Here is a 25141-nt window from a genome sequence, read left to right as displayed (position 1 = left end):
CTCGGCGCTATGCGGCCTCGCGCCGGACGCCGGGTCGTTGATCGCCGCGCGGGTGCTGCAGGGGCTGGCGGCCGCGTTGCTGTTCCCGCAGGTCTACGCTTCGATCCGGGTGCACTTCGAGGGCGACGCCGCGCGCCGCGCGTTCGGCCTGCTCGGCATGACCCTGGGCCTGGCCGCGATCGCCGGCCAGGTGCTCGGCGGATGGCTGGTGCACGCCGATATCGGCCGGCTGGGCTGGCGCACGATCTTCCTGATCAACGTGCCGATCGGCCTGCTCGCGATCGGCATGGCGCGCTTCGTGCCCGAGTCGCACGCGCCGCAGCGCCCGGCGCTGGACTGGGGCGGCGTCGCGCTGGCAAGCGCGGGCCTCGGCCTGCTGCTGGTGCCGCTGCTCGAAGGGCCGGGGCGGGGCTGGCCGGCCTGGGCGCTGGCCGCACTGGCGGCGGGCGTCGCGCTGCTTGCCGTGTTCGCCGTGCACCAGGAACGCCGCAGGCGCGGCGGCCGCGCGCCGCTGGTGGACATGCGGTTGCTGCGCGAACGACGCTTCGCCACCGGTGGCGCGCTGGTGCTGCTGGTCTACTCGACGTCGAGCTCGTTCTTCCTGTGCTTCGCGCTGCTGGTGCAGTCGGGCTTCGGCCTCGACCCGCTGGCCGCGGGCCTGCTGTTCGCGCCGTGCAGCGTTGGTTTCGTCGTCGCCTCGCTGTCGGCGCCGCGGCTCGTCGCACGCTTCGGGCCGGCGGCGATCGCGGCCGGCGCGCTGGTCTACGCGGCGTCGCTGGCATGGCTGGTCGCGCAGGTGGCGCTGGCTGGCGGCGCGCTGCAGCCGCCGGCGCTGGTCCCGGCGCTGGTCGTCGTCGGCGCTGCGCAGGGCCTGATCATGACGCCGCTGCTCAACCTCGTGCTCGGCACGGTCGAGCCCGCGCACGCGGGCATGGCCTCGGGCGTGATCTCGACGCTGCAGCAGGTCGGCGCCGCGTTCGGCGTGGCGGTGGTCGGCATGCTGTTCGGTGCGACGCTGTCCGATGCCGCGACCGGCGAGACGCGCGACCTCTACGCCGAGGCATTCGTTTCGGGTATGGCCTGCAACCTGGTCGCAGCGCTCCTCGCGGCCCTGCTGCTGCGGCGGCTGGCGCGCGCGTCCTGACGTGGAATCGCTGCACCATGACGGCTTCCGTCGAAGCGTCAGGGAGACCAGGACGTGGAGGAATCGGACTGGACGCGGTTCCGCGAGATCCGGAAGCGGGCACTCGACCGCCACTACCAGCAGACGCTCGAACAACTGCGCGCGCTGTGCGATCCGGCAGCCGAGGGTTCGAATCGGGAGCGTCGAGGCCTTTACGCTGCTGCGCGAGCGAGACAAGGAGGTGGCAGTGCTGTTCAACGGGAGTTCGCGCCGCACCTTGGCCATGCAGTTCACCGGCATGTGCCTGCGGGGGCTGATCACCGACGCCGAGCTCGCGCAATTCAGCCAGTCCCTGCGCGACTACGTGGAAGACGCCCGGTCCTGGTTTTGTCTTCTCGTCTGCCTCGCCCGCACGCGCGATACTCGGAAAGGGCGGCGCGCCCGCAGGCGAGGGCAGGCGATGAGCGGATCGATGGGCTGGGCAGGCTGGGCACTCGCGTCGGCGGTGTTCGCGGCGTTGACGGCGATCTTCGCCAAGATCGGCCTGCAGGGCGTCGACTCCGACCTCGCCACGCTGGTGCGCACCGCGGTGATCCTCGTCGTGCTCGCGCTGTTCGTCGCCTGGACCGGCAAGTGGAGCAATCCGCTGCAGCTCCCGCCACGTACGTTGCTGTTCCTCGTGCTGTCGGCGCTCGCGACCGGCGCATCGTGGGTCTGCTACTTCCGCGCGCTGCAGCTCGGCGACGCCTCGCAGGTCGCGCCGATCGACAAGTTCAGCGTCGTGCTCGTCGCCGTCTTCGCGGTGGTGGTGCTCGGCGAGCGGCCATCGCCTCGGGACTGGGCCGGCATCGGCCTGGTGGGCGCGGGCGTGCTGCTGCTGGCGTGGCGGCGGTGAGCGGTTCTGTCGATACCGGAACGCGGATCGCGGCGTGGTCGCTCGTCGGGTGCCGCTCGGGGAAGTCCCGGCATTGCGGCCCCGCATGCTGCTACTCGACCGGGGCAGGTTGCTGAGCGGCTGGGGGCGCAGGGCGAGGGACGCTGATTCTGCGTGCGGCGCACGCCGGGAAACCGGCGGTTCGGGATCGGTGATGCGCCTGTTCGTCCCGCCGTTCTCCCGCTGTTGACGCGGCCGCCCCTAGCCTGTGCGCAGTGACGATGGCAGCGAGGCGCACATGTTCAACGTGATCCGCGTGGCGCCGGACCGGGTCGACGTCGAAATCGGCGGACGGTTCGACCGGGAGGCGATGGCGGGACTGATCGACGCGTTCGTCGAGGCGGCCGACGGCATCGAGGGCGGCACGATGCTCTACCGGGTGCGCGACGTCGACCTGCCGACTTTCGGCGCGGTCGCGGTCGAGTTCTCGCGCCTGCCGGCGCTGCTGCGCGCGGTGCGGCGCTTCGACCGGATCGCGGTGATCGCCGACGCCTTGTGGATCCGAAGCCTCGCCGAGCTGGAAGGGCTGCTGATGCCGGGCGTCGAGGTCCGTGGCTTCACGCCCGAATGCGCGGGCGACGGACAGGCGTGGCTGCGGGCGCGGTGAGGCTGCGCTGGCTGACGCGGGAATCCAGCGTCCCATTGGAACGTAGTCCGGAGCGCATGAGGCCGCCGGTGCGGCGTTGATCTGCGGGATCGCGCGAGGGCGCGCCTGCGACGGGTGCCTCGATTCGGTCGGCCGCACGCCACCTGCAGGCGTCGTTTTCGTGATCGCGCGCGAGCGCGCTCCTACGGCAACCGCCTGCACGATTAGATCGGCAGCCACTGTAGGAGCGCGCTCGCGCGCGCAGGCCTTCCCAAAGAACCTTCGCGCCCCCAAACGCCGCCCATGGCGCACCGCAGCAAGCATGTTCGGCGACAAGTGGCTACAGTGCCCGCACCGCCGATTGACGCCGAACGCGCCCATGCCGCTGCCAGCTCCAAGCCGTGCCGTTTTTTTTAGCCCGAAGAATGGTAGCGCTAACTTTTTGATCGCGCGGAGGGGCGCATGAGCCTCGTCGCCGGCCTGGACCTCGGCACCCAGAGCGTCAAGCTGGTGGTCTACGACCCGGCCTCGCGGCAGGTGCTGGCGACGCAGGGCCGGGCGCTGGACCTGATCGCCGGCGCCGACGGCAGCCGCGAGCAGCACCCGGCCGACTGGCTCGACGCGATCCGCGGCTGCTTCGCCGCGCTCGACCCGGCACTGCGCGGCCGGATCGCCGCGCTCGGCGTGTCGGGCCAGCAGCACGGCTTCGTGCCGCTCGACGCGCAGGGCGCGGTGCTGGCGCCGGCCAAGCTGTGGTGCGACACCAGCACCAGCGCGCAGTGCGGACCGATCATGGACGCGGTCGGCGGTGCGGCCGCCTGCATCGCGCAGGCCGGCAACCCGATCCTGGCCGGCTACACCGCCTCCAAGCTGCCCTGGACGAAGGCCCACCGGCCCGAGGTCTACGCACGGCTGGCGGCGATCGCGCTGCCGCACGACTACATCAACGTCTGGCTGACCGGCCAGCGCTGGATGGAGCATGGCGATGCGTCGGGCACCGGCTGGCTCGACGTGCGCGCGCGCACCTGGTCGCCGGCGCTGCTGCGCGCGACCGACCCCGACCGCGACCTCGCAGCTTGCCTGCCGCCATTGGTCGAGCCCGACGCGCTGGTCCCGGTGCTGCCGGCGATCGCGGAAGAGCTCGGCCTGTCGCCGGACGTGCGGGTATCGGCCGGCGGCGGCGACAACATGATGGCCGCGATCGGCACCGGCTGCGTGGCGCCGGGCCGGCTGGCGATGAGCCTGGGCACCTCGGGCACGCTGTTCGCCTACAGCGACACGCCGGTGGTGTCGGATACCGGCGCCTGGGCCGCGTTCTGCGACTCGACCGGCGGCTGGCTGCCGCTGATCTGCACGATGAACTGCACGGTGGCGACCGAGCAGGTGGCGCGGATGTTCGGCTTCGCCACGCGCGAGGGCGATGCGCACATCGATGCGACGCCGCCGGGCGCCGGCGGGCTGACGCTGCTGCCGTTCCTCAACGGCGAGCGCACCCCCGACCTGCCGCTGGGCCGCGGCGTGCTGGCCGGGCTGACGCCGCAGACCATGGACGCCGCGCACCTGTACCGCGCGGCGATGGAAGGGGCGACCTACAGCCTGAAATACGGGTACGACGCGTTCGTGTCGGCGGGCATGGCGTTCGAGCGCATCGTGCTGACCGGCGGCGGCGCCAACAGTGCGGCGTGGCGGCAACTGGTCGCCGATGTGTTCGGGCTGCCGGTGGACGTGCCGGCGCAAAGCGAGGGCGCGGCGTTCGGCGCGGCGCTGCAGGCGCTGTGGGCACTGGGCCGTGCGCAGGGCGATGCGACGCCGATGGCGGCGCTGGCGGCCGCGCACGTCGCGACCGACCCGGCGCTGGCCTGCACGCCCGATCCGGCGCGTGCGCCGGCCTATCAGGCGGCCTACCGGCGCTTCCTCGACCACCTCGACGCGGTGCGGCCGCTGTACGCCGCGCCGTCTTCATCTCCGCCCCCGTAGGCGCGCGCTGGCGCGCGATGAGGTTTTCCCGGGAACGCCCCATCGCGCGCCAGCGCGCTCCTACGGTTCCTTACCAAGACGAGACCCCCACATGATCAAGACCCCCTTCATCGGCGCACAGGAATACTTCCCCGGCATCGGCGCGATCCCCTTCGAGGGACGCGATTCCGACAACCCGCTGGCGTTCAAGGTCTACGACGCGCAGAAGAAAATCGGCGGCAAGACGATGGCCGAGCACCTGCGCTTCGCGGTGTGCTACTGGCACACGTTCTGCAACGCCGGTGCCGACCCGTTCGGGCCCGGCACGCGACGCTTCCCGTGGGACGGCGGCGCGCCGCTGGCTGCGGCCGAGGCCAAGCTCGACGCCGCGTTCGAGTTCTTCACCAAGCTCGGCGTGCCGTACTGGTGCTTCCACGACGTGGACCTGGCGCCCGACGCCGACGACATCGGCCAGTACGAGCAGAACCTCAAGCACATGGTCGCGCTGGCCAAGGAGCGCCAGCAGGCGACCGGCATGCAACTGCTGTGGGGCACGGCGAACCTGTTCAGCCACCCGCGCTACATGAACGGCGCGGCGACCAACCCGGACTTCGCGGTGGTCGCGCGCGCGGCGGTACAGGTCAAGGCCGCGCTGGAAGCCACCGTCGAACTGGGCGGCGAGCACTACGTGTTCTGGGGCGGGCGGGAAGGTTACGCCAGCCTGCACAACACCGACATGCAGCGCGAGCTGGCGCATTTCGCCCGGTTCCTGACGATGGCGCGCGACTACGGGCGCAGCATCGGGCTCAAGGGCAACTTCCTGATCGAGCCCAAGCCGATGGAGCCGATGAAGCACCAGTACGACTTCGACAGCGCGACTTGCGCGGGCTTCCTGAAGGCGCACGGGCTGGACAAGGACTTCAAGCTCAACATCGAGGCCAACCACGCGACGCTGTCGGGGCACACGTTCGAGCACGACCTGCAGGTGGCGTCCGACCACGGGCTGCTGGGGAGCATCGACGCGAACCGGGGCAATGCGCAGAACGGCTGGGACACCGACCAGTTCCCGACCGACCTGTACGACACGGTGGGCGCGATGCTGGTGGTGCTGCGCCAGGGCGGGCTGGAAGGCGGTCTGAACTTCGATGCCAAGCCGCGGCGCGAGTCGACGGACATGGCCGACCTGTTCATCGCGCACATCGGCGGCATGGACGCGTTCGCGCGCGGGCTGGAAGTGGCCCATGCGCTGCTGAACGAGTCGCCGTGGGAGCAGTGGCGCCGCGACCGCTACGCGAGCTTCGACGGCGGCGACGGCCAGGCGTTCGAACAGGGCCGACTGTCGCTGGCCGATCTGCACGCGATCGCGGGCAAGGCCGGCGAGCCGACGCAGCGCAGCGGCCGGCAGGAGGCTTACGAGAACCTGCTCAACCAGTACCTGCTCCGCTGAGCGATGCGCGCCACGCCCACCACCGCGAGCATTGTGGCCGGCGCGCCCATCGGGCACGCCGCGAGCGGGCAGGGCGCGCTACTTCTTCTTCGGCGGCGCGGCGACCGAATCGCGCGCGATCAGGCGGTGCGGCACCACGCGGTCGGTGAGCACGCGGGTGCTGGCGTCGTTGCGGCGGATGCCGCGCAGCAGCACGTCGATCGCCGCGTCCGCCATCGAGGCGATCGGCTGGTGGATCGTCGTCAGCTCGGGCCAGACCGTGGTCGCGGCCGAGGTGTCGTCGAAGCCGACGACCGACAGGTCGCGCGGCACGTCGAGCCCGCGACGGTGCGCGACCGAGATCGCGGCGGCGGCCATGTCGTCGTTGCTGGCGAAGATCGCGCTTGGCGGCCTGCGCTGGCCGAGCAGCTTCTCGGCCGCCTTCAGTCCCGAGCGGTAGGTGTAGTCGCCCAGTTGCACCAGCGCCGGATCGAGCGCGATGCCGGCCTCTTCGAGCGCGGCCTGGAAGCCCTGGAACCGCCGGGCGCTCGCGCTGAGGTCGGCGCGGCCCTTGATGAAGCCGATGCGGGTGTGCCCACGCTCGATCATGTGCTCGGCCAGTTCCTTGCCGGCGCGGAAGTCGTCGATGCGCACGCAGGAGATGTCGTCGCTGAAGCGCCCCGACGCGATCGCGACGACCGGGATGCCCGCGCGCACGAACTCGGTCACCGCCGCGCGCGATTCGCACAGCGGCGGCGGCAGGATCACCGCGTCCACCCGCTTGCCCAGCGCACGCGCGGCCTTGCGCTCGGCCTCGGCGTCGAGGTCGTCCCAGTAGTCGACGACCAGCTGGATCGCCGTGCGCGAGGCCACGCGCAGCAGCCCGACCAGCAGTTCGCGCAGGTACGCGCCGCTGGGGTTGGTGTAGATCAGCGCGATGCGCGTGTGCTGCGCGGCGGCCAGCGAACTGGCCGCCAGGTTGGGCGTGTAGTTGAGTTCGCGCACCGCGCGCATGACGCGTTCGCGCGTGGTGTCGCGCACCTTGCCCTGGCCGTTAATGACCCGCGAGATCGTCATCGGCGACACGCCCGCCAGGGCGGCGACCTCGTCGATGGTGACGCCGCGGGTCTTGCGGCGGACCGACTTCTTCGGCTTGTCCAACGTTCGTTCCTTCGCCCGGCCGGCGGTCTGCGGGTCCCGTCCGGAAGGCTAGGGGAACAGGGATGAAAACCGTCTGCAGGCAGGTGATCTGATGCCAGGAATGTTACCGCTAACCATGCTGCGCCGCGACCGCGCGCGCCGGGCCGACGCGTCACGCCCTGGCGTCCAGGGCCGGGCCGTCATGCGCCGGCTCCGCGCCGTCGCCACTGTCTTCGGCCTGCTCGCGCTGTGCGGCTCGCCGCTTGCGCAGGCCGAGGACGGCTACGACCTGTGGCTGCGCTACGCGCCGGCCGAGGCCGGCCAGGCCGGCGCGACCCGCGTCACGCAGTTGGCGATCGCGCAGGACACGCCGACCCAGCGCGCGACCCGCGACGAACTGCTGCGCGGTCTGCAGGGGCTGCAGGGGCAGGCGCCCGCCACCGCCCGCGATGCCGATCGCGACGGTGCACTGGTCGTCGGCACGCCGCGCTCGCTGTCCGCGATCGCGCGGCTGCGCCTGGACCTCGACGACCTCGGCCAGGAGGGCTACCTGATCCGCACGCTGCGCGTGGACGGCCGTCCGGCGACCGTGGTCGCCGCCAACACCGATGTCGGCGTGCTCTACGGCGCGTTCGCATACCTGCGCCTGCTGCAGACCGGGCAGCCGGTTGCCGAGCTCGACCTGCGCGAGGCGCCGAAGCTCCGGCACCGCGTGCTCAACCATTGGGACGACCTGGACCGGCACGTCGAGCGCGGCTACGCCGGCCAGTCGATCTGGGACTGGCACCGGCTGCCCGGTTGGCGCGACCCGCGCTACACCGACTACGCCCGCGCCAACGCCTCGCTCGGCATCAACGGCACGGTGCTCAACAACGTCAACGCCAATGCCGACGTGCTGACGCCGATGTACCTGGAGAAGGTCGCCGCATTGGCCGACGTCTTCCGGCCCTGGGGCATCCGCGTCTACCTGTCCGCACGCTTCAGCGCGCCGATCGAGATCGGTGGGCTCGACACCGCCGATCCGCTCGACCCGGCCGTGCGGCGCTGGTGGCGTGCCAAGGCCGACGAGGTCTACGCGGCGATCCCGGACTTCGGCGGCTTCCTGGTCAAGGCCAATTCCGAGGGCCAGCCCGGCCCGCAGGACTACGGCCGCTCGCATGCGGACGGCGCGAACCTGCTGGCCGACGCGCTGGCCCCGCACGGCGGCATCGTGATGTGGCGGGCCTTCGTCTATTCCCACGAGGAACCCGACGACCGCCACAAGCAGGCCTACACCGAGTTCGTGCCGCACGACGGCGCGTTCCGCGACAACGTGATCGTGCAGGTCAAGAACGGGGCGATCGATTTCCAGCCGCGCGAGCCGTTCCATCCGCTGTTCGGCGCGATGCCGAAGACTCCGCTGATGATGGAGTTCCAGATCACCAAGGAATACCTCGGCTTCTCGACGCACCTGGCCTACCTCGGCCCGCTGTACGAGGAAGTGCTGCGCGCCGACACGCAGGTGCAGGGCCCAGGCTCGACGGTCGCCCGCGTGCTCGACGGTTCGCTGCACGGGCAGCGGCTCACCGGCATCGCCGGTGTCGCCAACATCGGCAGCGACCGCAACTGGAGCGGCTCGCACTTCGACCAGGCCAACTGGTACGCCTACGGGCGGCTGGCCTGGAACCCGGAGCGGTCGTCGCGCGACATCGCCGGGGAATGGACGCGCATGACGTTCGGCAACGACCCGGCGGTGGTCGAGCCGGTCGTCGGCATGATGATGGCCTCGCGCGAAGCGGTGGTCGACTACACCGGCGCGCTCGGCCTGCATCACCTGATGGGCCGCGGCCACCACTACGGCCCCGGCCCCTGGGTCGACGGTGGCCCGCGCGCGGACTGGACCTCGATCTACTACCACCGTGCCACGCCGGGCGGCATCGGCTTCGACCGCAGCCGCCGCGGCAGCGATGCGGTCTCGCAGTACGCGCCGCCGGTGGCCGACGTCTTCGACGATCCCGACCGCGTGCCCGAAGAACTGCTGCTGTGGTTCCACCACGTGCCCTGGGACCGCCCGATGGCGTCGGGCCGCCCGCTGTGGGACGAACTGGTGCACCGCTACGACCGCGGCGTCGCCACCGTGCGCGGCATGCGCGACACCTGGGCCGGACTGGACGGGCGCGTCGATGCCGAGCGGCACGCGCAGGTCGCCGCGTTCCTCGCGATCCAGGAGCAGGAAGCGCAGTGGTGGCGCGACGCCAGCATCGCGTACTTCCAGTCGATCTCCGGCCGACCATTGCCCGCCGGCATCGCCCCGCCCGCGCACCTGCTGGCGTACTACCAGGCGCTCGAGTTCCCGCATGCGCCGGGGGATACGCGATGATGCCGCTGGCGCACCTCCCCCGCCCGCGGGGGAGGTCGGCGCGCCCCGCGCGCCGGGTGGGGGCACGGGCGTTACCGATTCACGCGCCGCTGCTCGCCTGCCTGCTCGCACTCGCACCGCTCGCCCACGCCCAAGACCCCGCAGCGCCGCTGCTGCACCCGCTGTTCCAGGACCACGCCGTCCTCCAGCGCGACCGCCCGCTGCGCCTGCATGGCGACGCGCCCGCCGGCGCGACCGTCCACGTGGAACTGGCCGGCCATCGGGCGCAGGTCCGCGCCGACGCATCCGGCCGCTGGCAGGCGGCGCTGCCGCCGCTATCGGCCGGCGGGCCGCACACGTTGACCGTGCGCGCCGGTACCACGACCCGGACCGTCCGCGACCTGCTCGTCGGCGACGTCTGGCTGTGCTCGGGCCAGTCGAACATGGAGCTGCAGCTCTGGCGCTCGCTCGACGCCCGGGCCGAGATCGCCAACGCGGACGATCCTGAGATCCGCCTGCTGACCGTGCCGCAGGCCGGCAGCCCGGTGCCACTGGCGCGTTTCCCACAGCCCGCGGCGTGGCAGCGCGCCACGCCCGAGACCGCACGCGACTTCTCCGCCGCCTGCTTCTACTTCGCCCGCGAACTGCGCAAGACCGTCGACGTGCCGATGGGGCTGATCAACGCCTCGTGGGGCGGGTCGCGCATCCAGGCTTGGACCAGCGGCGACGCGCTGCGCGCGGGCGGCCATGCGGGCGAGGACCTCGACGTGCTCGCGCTCTACGCCGCCGACCCGGTGCGCGCCGCTGCCCGCTGGGGCGAGCGCTGGGGCGCCTGGTGGGCGCAGGCGCCCGGCGTGGCCGCCGGCGACCGGCCGTGGGACGGCACCGCGCACGGCGACTGGCACGAGGCCCCGCGGGACCTCGGCGCCTGGGAGCGCTGGGGCGTGCCGGACCTGGCCGCGTTCGACGGCATGCTCTGGTACCGCAGCACCGCGACGTTGACCGCCGAGCAGGCCGCGCAGGACGCCACGCTCGTGCTCGGGCCCGCCGACGAGATGGACGTCACCTGGGTCAACGGCACCGCGGTCGGCAGCACCTACGGCGCCGGCACGCCGCGCGCGTACCCGCTGCCGCGCGGCCTGCTGCGCGCCGGCGACAACACCGTCGTCGTCAACGTGCTCGACACCTACCGCGAGGGCGGGCTGGCCGGCCCCGCCTCGGCGCACCGGCTGCAACTGGCCGACGGCAGCGCCGTGCCGCTCGACGGCGGCTGGCGCTACCGCGTCGTCCCGCCGGAGACCGGCACGCCGCCGCGCGCGCCGTGGCAGTCCGCGGCCGGGCTGTCGACCTTGTACAACGGCATGATCGCGCCGCTGGCCGGTACCGCGTTGCGCGGCGTGCTCTGGTACCAGGGCGAATCCAACACCGCCGAGCCCGACGCCTACGCCGGCCTGCTGCGCGGTCTGCGCGACGACTGGCGCACGCGCTTCGGCGATCCGCAACTGCCGTTCCTCGTCGTGCAACTGGCCAACTACGGTGCCCAGGCGGACGTGCCCGGCGACAGCGGCTGGCCCGCGTTGCGCGAGGTGCAGCGCCGTGTCGCCGCCGAGCCGCACGGCGGGCTCGCGGTGACCATCGACATCGGCGAGCGCGACGACATCCACCCGCCTAACAAGCAGGCGCTCGGCCTCCGGCTCGCGCGCGCCGCGCGACACGTCGTCTACGGCGAAGCGCTGGCGCCGAGCGGCCCGGTGCCGCGCAGTGCCCGGCGCGAGGGTGGGGCGGTCGTGGTGACGTTCGACGATGTCGAGGGCGGCCTGGTCGCCTACGGCGCGCCGGGGCCGGTCGCCTTCGAGCTGTGCGGTGCCGAGCCCGGCAGCTGTCGCTGGGCACAGGCCACGCTCGATGGCCACCGTGTGCGCCTGCAGGCACCCGACGTGCCCGCCCCGGTCCGCGTACGCCACGCCTGGGCCGACAACCCGCTGGTCAACCTGTTCGACCGCGCCGGCCTGCCGGCGGGACCGTTCGAAATCGAAATCCGCTGACCCTTCCCTGCCAACAGGGGAAGGGAGATGCCATCGCCACGTCCACACCGCATCCAGAGCCGCCCGCATGTCCACCCACGCCGAACCCAGCCGCCACAGCAGCCGCAACGACCGCGAGATCGTCGAGGCCCGGGTCATCGTCACCTGTCCAGGCCGCAACTTCGTCACGCTCAAGATCGTCACCCGATCGGGCATCCACGGCCTGGGCGACGCCACGCTCAACGGTCGCGAGCTCGCCGTCGCCGCGTACCTGCAGGAGCACGTCGTGCCGAACCTGATCGGCCGCGACGCCGGCCGCATCGAGGACCTGTGGCAGTTCCTCTACCGCGGCGCGTACTGGCGGCGCGGCCCGGTGACGATGACCGCGATCGCCGCCGTCGACGTCGCGCTGTGGGACATCCTCGGCAAGATGGCCGGCATGCCGCTGTACCAGCTGCTCGGGGGCCGCTCGCGCGAGGGCGCGCTGGTCTACGCGCACGCCAACGGCCGCGACATCGCCGAGGCGAGCGACGAGGTCGGCAGGTACATCGAGCAGGGCTTCCTCGCCGTGCGCGCGCAGTGCGGCGTGCCGGGCGTCAAGAAGGCCTACGGCATCTCCACCGCCGGCAAGCCCTACGAACCGGCCGAGAGCGCACTGCCGGCCGAGACCGTCTGGAACACGCCGCGCTATCTCGAGACCGCCCCGAAGCTGTTCGAGCAGTTGCGTGCAGACCACGGCAACGATGTCGAGCTGCTGCACGACGTGCACCACCGCCTCTCGCCGATCGAGGCCGCGCGGCTGGCGCGCGATGTCGAGCCGTCCCGGCTGTTCTGGCTCGAGGACGCGACGCCCGCGGAGAACCAGCAGTCCTTCGAACTGATCCGCCAGCACTCGGTGACCCCGCTCGCGGTCGGCGAGGTGTTCAACTCGATCTGGGACTGCAAGCACCTGATCGAGCGGCAGCTGATCGATTACATCCGCACCACGATCGCCCACGGCGGCGGCATCACCCACATCCGCCGCCTCGCCGATTTCGCCGCCCTGCACCAGGTGCGCACCGGCTTCCACGGCGCCACCGACCTGTCGCCGGTCACGATGGGCGCCGCGCTGCACTTCGACACCTGGGTGCCGAACTTCGGCATCCAGGAATACATGTTCCATGGCGACGAGACGCGCGCGGTGTTCCCGCACGACTACGCCTTCCGCGACGGCCGCCTGCACGTCGGCGACACGCCCGGCCACGGCGTCGATATCGACGAAGCGCTGGCCGCGAAGTACCCGTACGCCCCCAAGCAACTGCCCGTCGCGCGCCTGGAAGACGGCGGGATGTGGGACTGGTGATGGCGCTTCCTCTCCGGTCACACGTAGGGGCGCGCTCGCGCGCGTTTGGCCCGGCATGGCGATCGCGCGCGAGCGCGCTCCTACAGGCGTGCTTGGCGCCGACGCTCGTCGCGCAAGCGCCCGTGCGACGACTGATCGCGCAGTGTCCCCAGGCCCTCGTAGGAGCGCGCATGCGCGCCATGGGGATTGGCCAGACATGCGAATCGCGCGCGAGCGCGCTCCTACTGGGGGTGCTGTTGTCGGGTTCTGCGTTCGCCGAGCCGGCGCCCGTGCTCTTCGACTGGTTCGAATACACCGGCCGCGATGCCGCGTTCGAACAGCCGCTGCCCGAGGGCCACTACCGCAACCCGATCCTTGCCGGCTTCTATCCCGATCCGAGCATCGTCCGCGTCGAGGACCGCTACTACCTCGTCAACTCCAGCTTCGGCTACTTCCCCGGCATCCCGATCTTCGAGAGCCGCGACCTCGTGCACTGGACGCAGCTCGGCCACGTCATCGACCGCCCCGAACAGCTCGACGTCGATGGCCTGCGCATCTCGCGCGGCATCTTCGCGCCGGCCATCGAACACCATGACGGCACCTTCTATCTCGTCACCACCGCGGTCGATGCCGGCGGCAACTTCGTCGTCACCGCCACCGATCCCGCCGGCTCGTGGTCGAATCCGCACTGGCTGCCCGAGGTCGACGGCATCGATCCCTCGCTGTTCTTCGACGACGACGGCAGCGCCTGGCTGCTCAACAACGGCGCGCCCGAGGGCACCCCGCGCTACGACGGCCACCGCGCGATCTGGCTGCAGCGCTTCGACCCGGCCGCGCTGCGCACCGTCGGCCCACGCCGCGTGCTCGTCGACGGCGGCGCCGATCCGGCGACGAATCCGATCTGGATCGAGGGTCCGCACCTCTACAAGCGCGACGGCTGGTACCTGCTGACCAGCGCCGAGGGCGGCACCGGGCCGCAGCACTCGCAGGTCGTGCTGCGCAGTCGCGACATCCAGGGCCCGTACGAGGCCTACGCGCACAACCCGATCCTGACCCAGCGCGACCTGCCGGCCGACCGGCCCGCGCCGATCACCAATGCCGGCCACGCCGATCTCGTCGAGGCGCCCGATGGCCGGTGGTGGGCGGTGTTTCTCGCCAGCCGCCCGTACGTGGGCAATCACTACAACACCGGCCGCGAGACCTTCCTGCTGCCGGTCGAATGGCGCGATGGCTGGCCGACGATCCTCGACCGCGGCCAGGCGATCCCGTACGCCGCGCCCGCGCCGGCCGCGATGCCGGCCGCCGCCGCGCAGGCGCCGCTGGCCGGCAACTTCACCTGGCGCGACGACTTCGACGGCCCCGCGCTCGACCCGCTGTGGACCTTCGTGCGCGTGCCGAAGACGCCGTGGGCCGATCTCGCCGCGCAGCCCGGCCAGCTCGCCGTACGCCCGCTGCGCGATGGCCTCGACAGCCTGCACAGCCCCGCCTTCCTCGCCCGTCGCCAGCAGCATCTCGCCTTCGAGGCCAGCACCGCACTCGCCGTGCCGACGGAGGTCGGCGTCTCGGCTGGCCTCGCGCTGTTCCAGGGCGAACGGCACTGGCTGTTCCTCGGCGCGCGGCGCGCGGGGCAGGGCGCCCAGCTGTTCCTCGAGCGCCACGACGGCGACGCGCGCGACATCGTCGCCACCGCCGCGATCGCCGCCGATGCGCCGCTGACGCTGAAGGTCGTCGCCGACGGTGCGCACTACGCCTTCGCCTACAAGGACGGCGACGACTGGCGCTGGCTCGCCCGCGACGTCGACGGCCACCTGCTCAGCACCGAAAGCGCCGGCGGCTTCGTCGGCGCCACACTCGGCCCGCACGCCCGTCTCGATCCCGAGCCTGCCGAATGACCGGTCCCACTCCTGTTTCGCGCCCGCGCCTGTCCGACGCCACCCTCGCCACGCTGCCGTCCGCCGTCGCGCGCCCCGCCTACGAGCGTGCCGCGATCCGCATCGGCATCGTCCATCTCGGCGCCGGCGCGTTCCACCGTGCGCACCAGGCCGTCTACTTCGACGACGCGCTCGCGCTCGATCCCGACTGGGCCGTCTGCGCCGTCTCGCTGCGCAACCCGGACGTGCGCGACGCGCTGCGCCCGCAGGGCGGCCTGTACACGCTCGCGATCCTCGGCCAGATGCCGCAGCTGCGCATCGTCGGCGCGCTGCGCGGGGTGCTGTGCGCCCGCGACGAGGCCGCCGCCGTGCTCGCCCGCCTCGCCGATCCCGCCGTCCGCCTGGTCACGCTGACCGTCACCGAGAAGGGCTACTGCCTCGTCGGCGACCGGCTCGACTTCGCGCATCCGGACATCGTCCACGACCTCGCCACGCCCGACGCGCCGGTCAGCGCGATCGGCCACATCGTGGCCGGCCTCGCGCGCCGTCGCGCCGCCGGCCACGCGCCTTACACCGTGCTCAGCTGCGACAACCTCGCCGACAACGGCGTGCGCCTGCGCCGCGCCGTGCTCGACTTCGCGCAGCGCCTCGACCCCGCGCTCGCCGACTGGATCGCGGCCGAAGTCGCGTTCCCGCGTTCGATGGTCGACAGCATCACCCCCGCCACCGACGACGCGCTGCGCAACCGTGTCGCCGACGCCCTGGGCGAGGATGACGCCTGGCCCGTCCAGCGCGAGCCCTATACCCAGTGGGTCGTCGAGGACCGCTTCTGCAACGGCCGTCCGCCGCTCGAACGCGTCGGCGTGACCCTGAGCGACGACATCGCCGGCTTCGACCGCGCCAAGCTCCGCCTGCTCAACGGCCCGCACAGCGCGCTGGCCTACCTCGGCCTGCTGCTGGGCCTGGAGACCGTCGCCGACGCCATGCGCCACCCTGGCCTCGCCGCGTTCGTCGAGCGCCTGATGCGCGAGGACATCGCGCCGACGCTCGACGTGCCGGTCGGCCTCGATCTCGACGCCTACATCGGCGCCATCCTCGACCGCTTCCGCAACCCCGCCATCGCCCACCGGCTCGCGCAGATCGCCTGGGACGGCAGCCAGAAACTGCCCGTGCGCCTGCTCGGCACGATCCGCGACGCGCTCGCCGCCGGTCGTCCCATCGACCGCCTGTGCCTGCCGATCGCCGCGTGGATGCACTTCGTGCGGCGGCAGGCGCGCGACGGCGTGGCGCTGGTGGACCCGATGGCCGACAGCTTGGCGAAGATCGGGCGCGAGGCGACCGGCGAGGCAGAAGATGTCGCGCGGTTCCTCGTCTTGCGAGAGGTGTTCGGCGAGGCGGCGGGAGAGGCGGCCATTGTCGATGCCATCGCGCGCGGCTACGCGGCGCTCTGCCGGCAATCCGAGTCCGCGATCGCGAGTTAGTCCCCCGCGTGGATGGGTTTGGCCGCGCACGGCCGCCAGGATGCGTAGACCGCTCCCGGACAGGAGTGGTGTCTTCTGTTGGAAAAGCCCAGACTTCCGCAGCAGAACGATGGACGATGGGACATGCAGCCAGCCAGCGTAAGCCGGGCTCGGACGTGAGCCTATCCCCGAAGTCCTCGCCGGAAGCGCTGGCGTTTTCGCCGGCAACCGCGTTGGCGCAGCTGATTCGGCAAAAGCGAATCAGCTCGCTCGAGCTCACCCAGCTCTACATCGAGCGCATCGAGCGGTTCGACAACGCGTTGAATGCCGTGGTGGTGCGGGACTTCGAGCGGGCGCTGGAAGCGGCGAGGCTGGCCGACGCGTCGCTTGCCCGGGGGTGCTGGCTGGGACCGCTGCACGGCGTCCCAATGACGGTGAAGGAAACCTTCGACGTGTCCGGGTTGCCCACGACATGGGGCGTGCCGGAGCAACGGGGCCACCGCGCTTCGAGCGACGCGACGGTCGTCGAGCGCCTGAAGGCAGCCGGCGCGCATGTCATGGGGAAGACGAACATTCCGCTGCGGCTCGGGGACTGGCAGAGCTACAACGCTATCTACGGCACGACCCGCAACCCCTGGGATACGGAACGGTCGCCGGGCGGATCCTCCGGTGGAGCGGCCGCCGCGCTCGCGGCGGGCCTGACCGGCCTGGAGTTCGGCTCGGATATCGGCGGGTCGATCCGGAATCCGTCCCACTTCAGCGGGGTGTATGGGCACAAACCGACCTTTGGCATCGTGCCGACGCATGGTCACAATTCTCCCGGTGTCGTCTCCGCACCGGATCTGAACGTCGTCGGGCCCATGGCGCGAAGCGCGGAAGACCTGGCGCTCGCCCTGGATGTCGCGGCAGGCCCCGACCGGTTCCGTTCGCCGGGCTGGAGGCTTGCGCTTCCACCGCCGAAGGCGCGCACCCTGCGCGGCCTGCGCGTCGCGATCTGGCCGAAAGAAGATGCCCTTCCCATGTCCGCCGAGATATCGGATCGTGTGGAGGAGGTGGGCGCGGCGCTCGCTCGCGCGGGCGCAGTCGTCTCCGATCGGGCGCGCCCCGGAATCTCGCCAAGGGACGCGCACACCACCTACTTGAGCCTGTTGGGATCGACGGGGCTCGTCAACCTGCCCGATGCGTATTACGCCGAGGCCCAGCGGGCGGCCGCAGCGCTCGATGCGAGCGACGACTCGCCGTCGGCGGTCCTCACGCGCGCCCGCGTCCTGGACCATCGAAGCTGGTCCGACCACGACGAAGCGCGGACCCGCGATCGACTGCGATGGCGCGCCTTCTTCGACGACTGGGATGTGCTGATCTGCCCGATCTCCGCAACGACAGCCTACGCGCACGACCATCGGCCCAAGCTCGAGCGAGTGCTCGCCGTCGACACGGCCATGACGTCGCACTACGAGCACTACTTCTGGGTCGGCCTGGCGACCGTCGCCTACTTGCCGAGCACTGCGTTTCCCAGTGGATTGTCGCGCGATGGGCTTCCGATCGGCCTGCAGATCATCGGCCCGGAGTACGGCGATCGGACAACGATCGAAGTCGCCCGGTTGATCGCGCACGAGCTCGGTGGTTTTCGGGCGCCGGCAGGTTTCGGGGGGTGATCCCGGCCGCAAGTCTGAGTTTGGTTGACATGGATGCGGCTGACGGCGCGCCACGCGCCTTTTGGCCAACTCACACGCTATACGCACTGCCCGGCGTCTCGCGGACCTCGCGACGCAGACATCAGAACGCTCCGCGCCCAGCAGGATCCGGATCAGCACCACAGCGGTAATCAGGACCACTAGACAAGCAACGCGAGTGCCCAGGCGGGCTGGATGAGCGACACCGCGCCCGCGCCGGCAAATAATGACCTCCTCCCCGCATCGGGCCCGGGCAGAACTGGAAAATTCGGCCTTGGGTCGAGGGGTGAAACGTGCGGCGAACTCGGCGGGCGGGATGATGTCGTAACCGTTCCATCACTGCCACGACGTCTTTTCCCCTTGAGCCCGCGTGTCTCCTTGCAGGGCAGGCAACGCCAGCGCGGGTGCGTTAACGCAGCCAGAGAACAGCGACGACACCCAGCGCAAGCAAGATCAGGACGGCGCCGGAAATGCGCTCCAGCCAAGGCAGCGCCCGTGCGAAGCGGCGCAGTACGGCCCGGTTGCCGATGAGGAGTGCGACCAGCACGTCCCACAGCAGCACAATGCTGAACATCCAAACGCCATAGATCGTCTTCCAGCCGGCGCTGGCGTGCGCGCCGGTCAGCATTGCGGCCAGGCTCGTGTAGAACAGCGCGTTCTTCGGGTTCAGGATGCCTGCCAGGAAGCCCCTGCCGGTTGCGCGTCGCCACGCGATGAAAGGATTCCCGAGTGCCGTGGAACGCCCCCCATTCGAGACATCCAGGTCGCTGCGCCCCGCGTAGCGGAGGAACAGCACGCCGAGATAGACCAGGTAGGCGCAGCAGGCCAGTTGCAGGATGACAAACGGGAGACTGCCCGGGCGCAGTGCGGCCATGCCGGCGAAGGCGGCGGCAATGAAAACACCGTTGGCCAATGCAATGCCCAGGCATGTCCCGCTGGCCACCCGCCAGCCGGCAGACAAGGAGGTTCGGGCGATCAGGAAAAAATCGGGGCCGGGCGAGAGCAGCGCCAGGAAATGCGCTGCGGCGATTATCAGAAACTGCTGCATTCGGGCGACATTTGCGAGGTTTCCCGCAGTGTGCCGATGGCGGTGATCTCTGTATTGAACGAAATTGCGGCCGAGGTGTTTCAGACCCCTATTTGCGGAAACAGCCGGGCGTTACCCCCGTAAAGGCCTTGAACACCCGATGAAAATGCGCCTGGTCGGCAAAGCCCAGGTGCTGGGCCACTGCAGCAATGTCGTCCCCGTCGCGAAGCCGATTTCTGGCAAGGTTGACGCGCTGGTTCAGTTGCCAGGCATGCGGCGTCATTCCGGTCGCGGCGCGGAAGGCGCGAATCGTCTGGTAGCGGCTCATGCCCGCCAGTCGCGCCAACTCCCCCAGCGCGATGCTGGCCGAGGGGGTCGCGCGCAGGCAGTCCAGCGCCGGGCGGATATGTTCGGTCAAGTGCGTTGGGATGCTTGGGGCGTCGATGCGCAGGCCTTGACCGGTATCGAAGTCGCCGATGAACTCGATCAGCGATGCTTCCTTGTCGCCGGGTTCCACCTGCGAGAACAGCAACGCGTTGAGCTGGGAGAAGCGCGCATAGGTTGCTTTGTCGCTGACGATACGTACCGGCTCGGACGCCCTCGAGGCCGTGTCCGCGTACTCCCGGCGAACGGCGCGGAGCCAGTCGGCATCCAGATGCAGCATCTGGTAACTCCAAGCACTGTCGGGCGCCGGGTTACAGGCGTGCACACGCTCGGCCGGCACGAACACCAGCGCTCCGGGGGATAGCATGACCGGGCCGGCTTCGGCGCCGGTGAAAACGCTGCGGCCGCCATCGACCGCGCCGATGGAAAAAGTCGGGTGGTGATGCGGCTTGTAGCAGGCCCGGCTCTGGCAGGCGCGGCGGCTCTCGACGAAGGGCAGAGCAGGATCGCGCCAGAACGCCTGGGTCGGATCGCTGCGCGACATCCAGTGGGAGGGTTTCGCAGACATGCAAGCGCTCGGCACGGTGAACCGGAGATTTTCGCATGGCGTTCTCGGCCAGGAGAACATGGCCGGTCGCGCTGTCGTGTTTCACATCGAACCCCTCCTCGGCGTTTCGCCTCCGACCCAAGGCGCTCGAGTTCTGGGCACGGTCGGCCAATGCGTCGGGTCCGCTCTCCCGATGCGCCGCCCTGCATTCGGGCGGCTACACTGCCGCCGACGGGAATGGGGCTTCCCGATAACCGCCGGCCGGTGCACGGTCCGGCTGATGGCGCCTGCTGCCAACGGGCGCGTGCGTCCGCTGGGGTGGGGCTGTCCTCGCACCGGCGTGCGTCCGCCGCCTCTCACTGTTGCTGGAGGATGAGATGACACATGTCCTGCTGGTGTTCCTCGGCGGTGGCCTCGGCGCAGCGCTCCGCCACGGGGTGAACATGCTGGCCCTGCGCGCCGGCACGACGTTCCCGTACGGCACGCTGTGCATCAACGTGGTCGGCTCGCTGGTGATGGGCATGGTGGTGTCCTGGTTCGCGCTGCGCAGTGGGCTGTCGCCGTCGCTGCGGCTGTTCCTGACCACCGGGGTGCTGGGCGGCTTCACCACGTTCTCGGCGTTCTCGCTGGAGGCGGCGCTGCTCTACGAGCGCGGGGAGCCGGGGTTGGCGGCGGCGTACGTGGTGGCGTCGGTGGTGCTGTCGATCGGTGGGCTGTTCGCGGGCATGGGATTGGTGCGGGCGATGCTGTAGCAGGTGACCGGCGCTGCCTGGATTCGCGGGGTTCCGAACCTGATCCGATGCTGCGCCATGGCTCGCTAGTCTTCGCGTCGCACCGCCTCGCCCGCCAACAGTCGCGCCTTTTCGTACAACGCTTTGGCCTTCTCATCGTCGCCGTTGGCCGCATGCGCTTCGGCGAGGCTGTCCCAGGCATTGGCCGAGACCGGGAAGAGTTCGGTGTTCAGCGCGAAGACGCGGATTGCGGGTTCGATGCCGAGGTTGTCGCGGATGGCGTAGCCGGTGGCGTTGACGGTGCGCTCGAACTCGGTGTCGTCGAGCTGACTGCCTGCTCGGATGGATCGCGCCTGCGCGGTTGCGTCGCCGTCGGCCGGTGCCTGCAGCGCGTAGCCCATCAGCGTGTCCGACAGGGCTTCCCTCGGGAATCGGTCTGGCGCGGTGATGGCGAGGACGCTGTCCACCAGCGTCCGCGACCAGACGTTGCGAGCGCTGCCGTTGGTCAGGTAGATGATGGTGTAGACGTCGGGCGTCCAGCGTGCCGTCGAACAGCACGCGCGCCCGGACCCGCGTCCCGCCGTCGTGGCCGACCTGGCGGTAGGCGCCGCTCTCGCCGTACTCCCAGCCGGCCGCGAACCAGCCGCGCTGGCCGGTGGGCAGCGTGCGCGGTTGCCAGAGCCGTTGCAGGGTCGCCTTGCCGACCAGTTCCCCCGAGGTCACGGCCTGCAGGAAGCAGGCGAAATCGTCGAGCGTGGTGTACAGCGCGGCGTGGCCGAGGGCGTAGTCGGGCCAGGCCAGGTCGGGTTCCGCCTCGAGCCGGCCGTCCCGGCCGATGTAGCCGGTCGCGACGCCATGCTGGGGCAATGCGGCCCGTCCCAGCCAGGTGTGGCGTAGCGCGAGCGGGCGCAGGATGCGTTCGTCGACGAGCTGGGGGTACGGCTTGCCGGCGTGCGCGGCAAGCAGCGCGGCCAACACGAGGTAGTTGGTCTGGGTGTAGCGGGTCTCGGTGCCAGGGGCGAACTGCAACGGCGTCTCTGCAAGCGAGGCGAAGACGGCCCGTGCGTCGGCGGGAAACGCGATGTCAGGTGCGGCGCCCGCACCCTGGCGATTGTCGAAGTACTCGGGCAGACCGGAGGTGTGGTCGAGGATGTCGCGGAGGGGAATGCGCTGCCAGCGCGCTGGCAGGCCGCGCAGCTGTGCGCCGATGGGGGCGTCCAGGTCCAGAGTCTGGCGCTCGACCAGCTGCATGACCAGCGTGCTGGCGAACAGCTTGGCCAGCGAGTAGCCAGCGAACACGGTGGCCTCGGTCACCGGCGCGTGGGTGTCGGTGTCGGCCTCGCCGTCCACGCCGCGAAAGAGCACCTGGCCGTTGCGCGCCACCAGCACGGCCTGTCCCGCGATGCCGTAGCGCTGCCGGTTGGTTTCCAGTTGCGCGCGCAACGCCGGGGCGAGCGCATCGTCGGCCGAGGCGGCGCAGGGCAGGAGCAGCGCGAGCGCGAGCAGGGGGACAAGCCAGTGGCGAATGCGCATCTCGTGTCCTTGCGAGGCCGGTTGCGGCCGGCGGGCGGGCGGCGCCCGGCGCGCAGCCGGACGCTGCGCAGCTTGCCATTCCCTGCGCGCCAGCGGCGCGGATCGATCCCGCTATCCGTAAGTCCGTCGTAAGAACCCGCGCCGCAAGATGCGCGTCCCCCCCACGATGCGAACCCCGCCATGCGCCCTGCCTGCCTTTTGCTGCTGCTCGCCACGCCCTCGCTGGCGCTCGCCCAACAGACGACCGACCGGGTCGGTGCGGAAGTCGACACGCGGTCCGACCGCTGGACGCTGGGGATCGGCGCGTCGGTGCGCGACAGCCCGTACGCGGGCGAGGGCACGCGGGTGCGGCCGTTCCCGCTGGTGGCATTCCAGGGCGAGCGGTTCTTCTGGCGCGGGCTGACCGGCGGCGCGCATCTGTGGACGTCGCGCGGCTTCACGCTCGATGCGCTGGTGTCGGGCCGCTTCGACGGTTTCGACATCGACGACCTGGGGCGGGCGGAACTGGCGGCGAACGGGCTGGACGCATCGCGGCTGGAGGACCGCGACGACGCCGTCGACGCAGGCCTCGCGGCCGAGTGGAAGGGCCGTGCCGGCGGCCTGCGGGTGCGGGCGCTGGCCGACGTCACCGGCACCAGCGACGGCTACGAGCTCAGCGCCGACTACGGCTATCCGCTGCAACTGGGCAGCACGACGCTGGTGCCCGGCTTCGGCGTGCGCTGGATGTCCGACGACCTGGTCAACTACTACTACGGCACGCTGGACACGGAAGTCGCGCGCGGGGCGCGGGCGTACGCGCCGGGCGCATCGGTCGTGCCGCAGCTCAACCTGGACGTGGTGCACCCGCTGACGCGCCACTGGCGGCTGTTCGGCGCGCTGGAATACCAGTTCCTGCCGGACGAGATCGCCGACAGCCCCTTCATCGAACCCGACACCGACGGTACCGTGCGGTTGATGCTGGGCATCAGCCGCTCGTTCTGAGCGGGCGCGTCTTCCTTTCCGACCGGACCCCGCCGTGCACCGTATCGCCCTGATCGAGGACCACGACCGGCTCGTCTCGCTGGTCCAGCGCGGGATGGCGGCTGCGGGCATCGCGGTGGACGCGTTCCCGGGCGTGGAAGCAGCGTGGCACGCGGTGCGCGCAGCGCCCTACGCGGCGATGATCGTCGACCGCGGGTTGCCGGACGGCGACGGTATCGAGCTGGTGCGCCGGCTTCGGGCGGCCGGTCATCGCACGCCGTGCCTGCTGCTGACCGCGCGCGATGCGCTGCGCGACCGTGTCGATGGGCTCGAGGCGGGTGCGGACGACTACCTGGTCAAGCCGTTCGAGATGGCCGAGCTGGTCGCGCGGGTGCGGGCGCTGATGCGACGGCCGGCGACGGTGCGCACGCTGGAGGTCGAGTACCTGGGCGTGCGCGTGGTGCCGGACGCGGGCTGCATGGTCTGCGGCGAGGACACGATCAGCCTGGCGCCGGCCGAGCTGCAGATCCTGATCTGCCTGCTGCAGGCGCAGGGGCGCACGGTGCGCCGGGCGACGCTCGAATCGGCGGGCTGGGGCGTGGGCACGGCGGTCACGCCGAACGCGGTGGACGTGGCGCTGCACCGGCTGCGGCGCAAGTTGGCCGCGTTCGACGCCAACGTGGGGCTGGTGAACATCCGCGGGCACGGCTTCGCGGTGCGGGCGCTCGATGCGACCGCGTAGCCTGGCGGGCCGGCTGATGCTCGCGGCGCTGGTGGGTGTGCTGGCAGCCGTGGTCGCGGCGCTGGTCGTGCGCGGGCAGTGGCAGCCCTCGATCGAGACGATCTGGCGCAGCGAGCTGGAGGAGGCGGTGCGCGATCTGGCGGACGGCCTGCACACCGATGCGGACGGGCGGGCCACGTTGTGGCTCAAGCCGCTGCACCTGAGCCTCTACGACGCGATGCCCAAGGACGCCGCGTACCGTGTGGTCGATGCCGACGGGCGGCTGGTGGCGCAGAGCGACGACGGCCCGGCGCTGCGCGGCCTGCGCAACGCGCCGGGCGGCGCCAGCCTGTTCGAAGTGGACAACGGCGGCACGCCGATCGTGCTGCAGGCGCTGCGGCGCGACGTCGAGCGCGACGGGCACCGCTACGCGATCGCGGTGGCGCGCAGCGACCGGCTGGTGCTGTCGCTGGACGAGTACGCCGGCCGTCTGTCGCTGCGTGCGGGCGTGCGCACCGCACTGCTGATGCTGCTGGTGTTCCTCCTGGTGGTGTTCCTGATCGTGCGCCAGTCGTTGCGTCCGGTACGTGTGGCCTCGGAACTGGCAGCGCGGATCGGACCGCGCAACCTGTCGGCGCGGCTGCGGATGGACGACCTGCCGACCGAGCTGGTGCCGCTGATCGAAGCGCTCAACAACGCACTGGGGCGGCTGGAGCAGGGCTACCGCGTGCAGCAGGCGTTCCTGGCGACGGCCGCGCACGAGCTCAAGACGCCGCTGGCGCTGCTGCGCGGCGAGATCGAGCTGGGGGGCGCGGCGAACCGCGAGGTCCTGCTGCGCGACACCGCGCTGATGGCGCGCCAGGTCCACCAACTGCTGCACCTGGCCGAGGTCAGCGAGGGCCACAACTACACGTTCGACGCGGTGCCGATGCACGCGGCGGCGTTCGACGCGGCGGACTACCTGGCGCGACTGGCGGACACGCGCGGCGTGGCGATCGAGGTACGCACGTCGGGCACCGAACGCGAGGTCGAGGCCGACGGCGGTGCGGTGTTCGTGCTGCTCAAGAACCTGCTGGAAAACGCGATCCACCACACGCCGCGCGGCGGGTCGGTGCGGCTGCACGTGTCGCGGCAGGGCTTCGCAGTGGAGGACGATGGTGCGGGGGTCGCACCGGCGCAGCGCGCGCGGCTGTTCCAGCGCTTCGGCCATGGCGATGGCCCGCGCGGCGACGGTGCGGGGCTGGGGCTGGCGATCTGCCGCGAGATCTGCCTGGCGCACGGCTGGCACATCGCGCTCGATGCGTCGCATGCGGGGCCGGGGGCGCGGTTCGTCGTGGCGATCGCCGGCGCGGCGACCGGCGGGCCGGCGGCATGAGGGCCCGACCG

General features: G+C 71.2%; 19 protein-coding genes and 1 riboswitch. Of the genes, 15 read left to right on the top strand and 4 right to left on the bottom strand.

All coding sequences use genetic code 11. The features are described from left to right. The 5 genes from WQ56_RS10125 to xylA all read left to right on the top strand — a co-directional run. Positions 1–1144 (top strand): MFS transporter (locus WQ56_RS10125; protein WP_047136998.1); only part of this gene is annotated, 1144 nt, incomplete at its 5' end. Between the two features lie 439 nt (positions 1145–1583). Beyond that, the gene (locus WQ56_RS10115) at positions 1584–2018 is read left to right on the top strand and encodes an EamA family transporter (RefSeq protein ID WP_047136970.1); all 435 of its coding nucleotides are present in this window, start codon (positions 1584–1586) and stop codon (positions 2016–2018) included. Positions 2019–2295: 277 nt separating this feature from the next. Continuing rightward, positions 2296–2664: an STAS/SEC14 domain-containing protein gene (locus WQ56_RS10110; protein WP_047136969.1), complete on the top strand. Its 369-nt coding sequence runs from the start codon at positions 2296–2298 to the stop codon at positions 2662–2664. Between the two features lie 441 nt (positions 2665–3105). Beyond that, on the top strand, positions 3106–4620 hold the full coding sequence (gene xylB / locus WQ56_RS10105) for a xylulokinase (RefSeq protein WP_047136968.1): 1515 nt from the start codon (positions 3106–3108) through the stop codon (positions 4618–4620). A 91-nt stretch (positions 4621–4711) separates the two neighbouring features. Continuing rightward, positions 4712–6046, top strand: a complete 1335-nt coding sequence (gene xylA / locus WQ56_RS10100) for a xylose isomerase (RefSeq protein WP_047136967.1) — start codon at positions 4712–4714, stop codon at positions 6044–6046. Between the two features lie 78 nt (positions 6047–6124). On the opposite strand, the gene WQ56_RS10095 is transcribed toward xylA, so the two are convergent. Continuing rightward, positions 6125–7186: a LacI family DNA-binding transcriptional regulator gene (locus tag WQ56_RS10095; protein ID WP_047136966.1), complete on the bottom strand. Its 1062-nt coding sequence runs from the start codon at positions 7184–7186 to the stop codon at positions 6125–6127. Positions 7187–7367: 181 nt separating this feature from the next. Between WQ56_RS10095 and WQ56_RS10090 the strand changes: the two genes are divergently transcribed. The 6 genes from WQ56_RS10090 (at position 7368) to WQ56_RS10065 (ending at position 17834) form a co-directional block, all read left to right on the top strand. After that, complete coding sequence (locus WQ56_RS10090) at positions 7368–9524, top strand: alpha-glucuronidase family glycosyl hydrolase (RefSeq protein WP_047136997.1); 2157 nt, start codon at positions 7368–7370, stop codon at positions 9522–9524. Positions 9525–9580: 56 nt separating this feature from the next. After that, the gene (locus tag WQ56_RS10085; RefSeq protein ID WP_052772954.1) at positions 9581–11548 is read left to right on the top strand and encodes a sialate O-acetylesterase; all 1968 of its coding nucleotides are present in this window, start codon (positions 9581–9583) and stop codon (positions 11546–11548) included. Between the two features lie 67 nt (positions 11549–11615). Further along, positions 11616–12869 carry a D-mannonate dehydratase ManD gene (gene manD / locus WQ56_RS10080; protein ID WP_047136965.1) on the top strand — a complete coding sequence of 418 codons (1254 nt, stop codon included), beginning with the start codon at positions 11616–11618 and terminating at the stop codon, positions 12867–12869. Positions 12870–13048: 179 nt separating this feature from the next. Then, a complete protein-coding gene (locus tag WQ56_RS10075) occupies positions 13049–14740 on the top strand; it encodes a glycoside hydrolase family 43 protein (RefSeq protein WP_156170499.1) in 1692 nt (563 codons plus the stop codon). Next, positions 14737–16200 (top strand): mannitol dehydrogenase family protein, encoded by a 1464-nt coding sequence (locus WQ56_RS10070; RefSeq protein WP_047136964.1) that lies wholly within the window; start codon positions 14737–14739, stop codon positions 16198–16200. Before WQ56_RS10075 ends, WQ56_RS10070 begins: the two co-directional genes overlap by 4 nt. Before the next feature lie 116 nt (positions 16201–16316). Beyond that, positions 16317–17834, top strand: coding sequence for an amidase (locus WQ56_RS10065; protein ID WP_082132326.1), 1518 nt, complete (start codon positions 16317–16319; stop codon positions 17832–17834). Positions 17835–18261: 427 nt separating this feature from the next. Here the strand turns inward: WQ56_RS10065 and WQ56_RS10060 are convergent, their stop codons facing one another. Together WQ56_RS10060 and WQ56_RS10055 are read right to left on the bottom strand one after the other, a co-directional pair. Continuing rightward, entirely contained in the window at positions 18262–18900 is a 639-nt protein-coding gene (locus tag WQ56_RS10060) for a LysE family translocator (RefSeq protein ID WP_047136963.1), read from the bottom strand. 88 nt (positions 18901–18988) lie between these two features. Then, complete coding sequence (locus WQ56_RS10055; RefSeq protein ID WP_047136962.1) at positions 18989–19831, bottom strand: AraC family transcriptional regulator; 843 nt, start codon at positions 19829–19831, stop codon at positions 18989–18991. Positions 19832–20034: 203 nt separating this feature from the next. Beyond that, positions 20035–20107, top strand: a riboswitch (Fluoride riboswitch). 80 nt (positions 20108–20187) lie between these two features. Here WQ56_RS10055 and crcB point away from each other — a divergent pair. Further along, positions 20188–20562: a fluoride efflux transporter CrcB gene (gene crcB, locus WQ56_RS10050; RefSeq protein ID WP_047136961.1), complete on the top strand. Its 375-nt coding sequence runs from the start codon at positions 20188–20190 to the stop codon at positions 20560–20562. Between the two features lie 132 nt (positions 20563–20694). On the opposite strand, the gene WQ56_RS10045 is transcribed toward crcB, so the two are convergent. Continuing rightward, a complete protein-coding gene (locus WQ56_RS10045) occupies positions 20695–22074 on the bottom strand; it encodes a serine hydrolase domain-containing protein (RefSeq protein ID WP_231583393.1) in 1380 nt (459 codons plus the stop codon). A 180-nt stretch (positions 22075–22254) separates the two neighbouring features. Here WQ56_RS10045 and WQ56_RS10040 point away from each other — a divergent pair, with 180 nt between their 5' ends. From WQ56_RS10040 to WQ56_RS10030, 3 genes are read left to right on the top strand one after another with little or no spacing between them, the layout of a single operon-like run. Beyond that, entirely contained in the window at positions 22255–23055 is an 801-nt protein-coding gene (locus WQ56_RS10040) for a MipA/OmpV family protein (RefSeq protein WP_047136960.1), read from the top strand. Between the two features lie 34 nt (positions 23056–23089). After that, positions 23090–23776: a response regulator transcription factor gene (locus tag WQ56_RS10035; protein ID WP_047136959.1), complete on the top strand. Its 687-nt coding sequence runs from the start codon at positions 23090–23092 to the stop codon at positions 23774–23776. Then, positions 23763–25130 carry an ATP-binding protein gene (locus WQ56_RS10030; RefSeq protein WP_047136958.1) on the top strand — a complete coding sequence of 456 codons (1368 nt, stop codon included), beginning with the start codon at positions 23763–23765 and terminating at the stop codon, positions 25128–25130. The genes WQ56_RS10035 and WQ56_RS10030 overlap by 14 nt, the downstream gene beginning before the upstream one ends. Positions 25131–25141: the final 11 nt, after the last annotated feature.

Source organism: Luteimonas sp. FCS-9 (genome assembly GCF_001014645.1).
In the GTDB taxonomy this organism is placed as follows: Bacteria; Pseudomonadota; Gammaproteobacteria; order Xanthomonadales; family Xanthomonadaceae; genus Luteimonas.
Note: the sequence above shows the minus strand (reverse complement) of the source record. Positions and strands in the feature narration are given on the sequence as shown.

Coding starts and splice junctions, on each gene's coding strand:
- WQ56_RS10065 (WP_082132326.1), top strand. CDS start 16,317: ATGGGACATGCAGCCAGCCAGCGTAAGCCGGGCTCGGACGTGAGCCTA.
- WQ56_RS10040 (WP_047136960.1), top strand. CDS start 22,255: ATGCGCCCTGCCTGCCTTTTGCTGCTGCTCGCCACGCCCTCGCTGGCG.
- WQ56_RS10070 (WP_047136964.1), top strand. CDS start 14,737: ATGACCGGTCCCACTCCTGTTTCGCGCCCGCGCCTGTCCGACGCCACC.
- WQ56_RS10045 (WP_231583393.1), bottom strand. CDS start 22,074: ATGCGCATTCGCCACTGGCTTGTCCCCCTGCTCGCGCTCGCGCTGCTC.
- WQ56_RS10090 (WP_047136997.1), top strand. CDS start 7,368: ATGCGCCGGCTCCGCGCCGTCGCCACTGTCTTCGGCCTGCTCGCGCTG.
- WQ56_RS10110 (WP_047136969.1), top strand. CDS start 2,296: ATGTTCAACGTGATCCGCGTGGCGCCGGACCGGGTCGACGTCGAAATC.
- xylB (WP_047136968.1), top strand. CDS start 3,106: ATGAGCCTCGTCGCCGGCCTGGACCTCGGCACCCAGAGCGTCAAGCTG.
- WQ56_RS10115 (WP_047136970.1), top strand. CDS start 1,584: ATGAGCGGATCGATGGGCTGGGCAGGCTGGGCACTCGCGTCGGCGGTG.
- crcB (WP_047136961.1), top strand. CDS start 20,188: ATGACACATGTCCTGCTGGTGTTCCTCGGCGGTGGCCTCGGCGCAGCG.
- WQ56_RS10060 (WP_047136963.1), bottom strand. CDS start 18,900: ATGCAGCAGTTTCTGATAATCGCCGCAGCGCATTTCCTGGCGCTGCTC.
- manD (WP_047136965.1), top strand. CDS start 11,616: ATGTCCACCCACGCCGAACCCAGCCGCCACAGCAGCCGCAACGACCGC.
- WQ56_RS10055 (WP_047136962.1), bottom strand. CDS start 19,831: ATGTCTGCGAAACCCTCCCACTGGATGTCGCGCAGCGATCCGACCCAG.
- xylA (WP_047136967.1), top strand. CDS start 4,712: ATGATCAAGACCCCCTTCATCGGCGCACAGGAATACTTCCCCGGCATC.
- WQ56_RS10075 (WP_156170499.1), top strand. CDS start 13,049: ATGGGGATTGGCCAGACATGCGAATCGCGCGCGAGCGCGCTCCTACTG.
- WQ56_RS10030 (WP_047136958.1), top strand. CDS start 23,763: ATGCGACCGCGTAGCCTGGCGGGCCGGCTGATGCTCGCGGCGCTGGTG.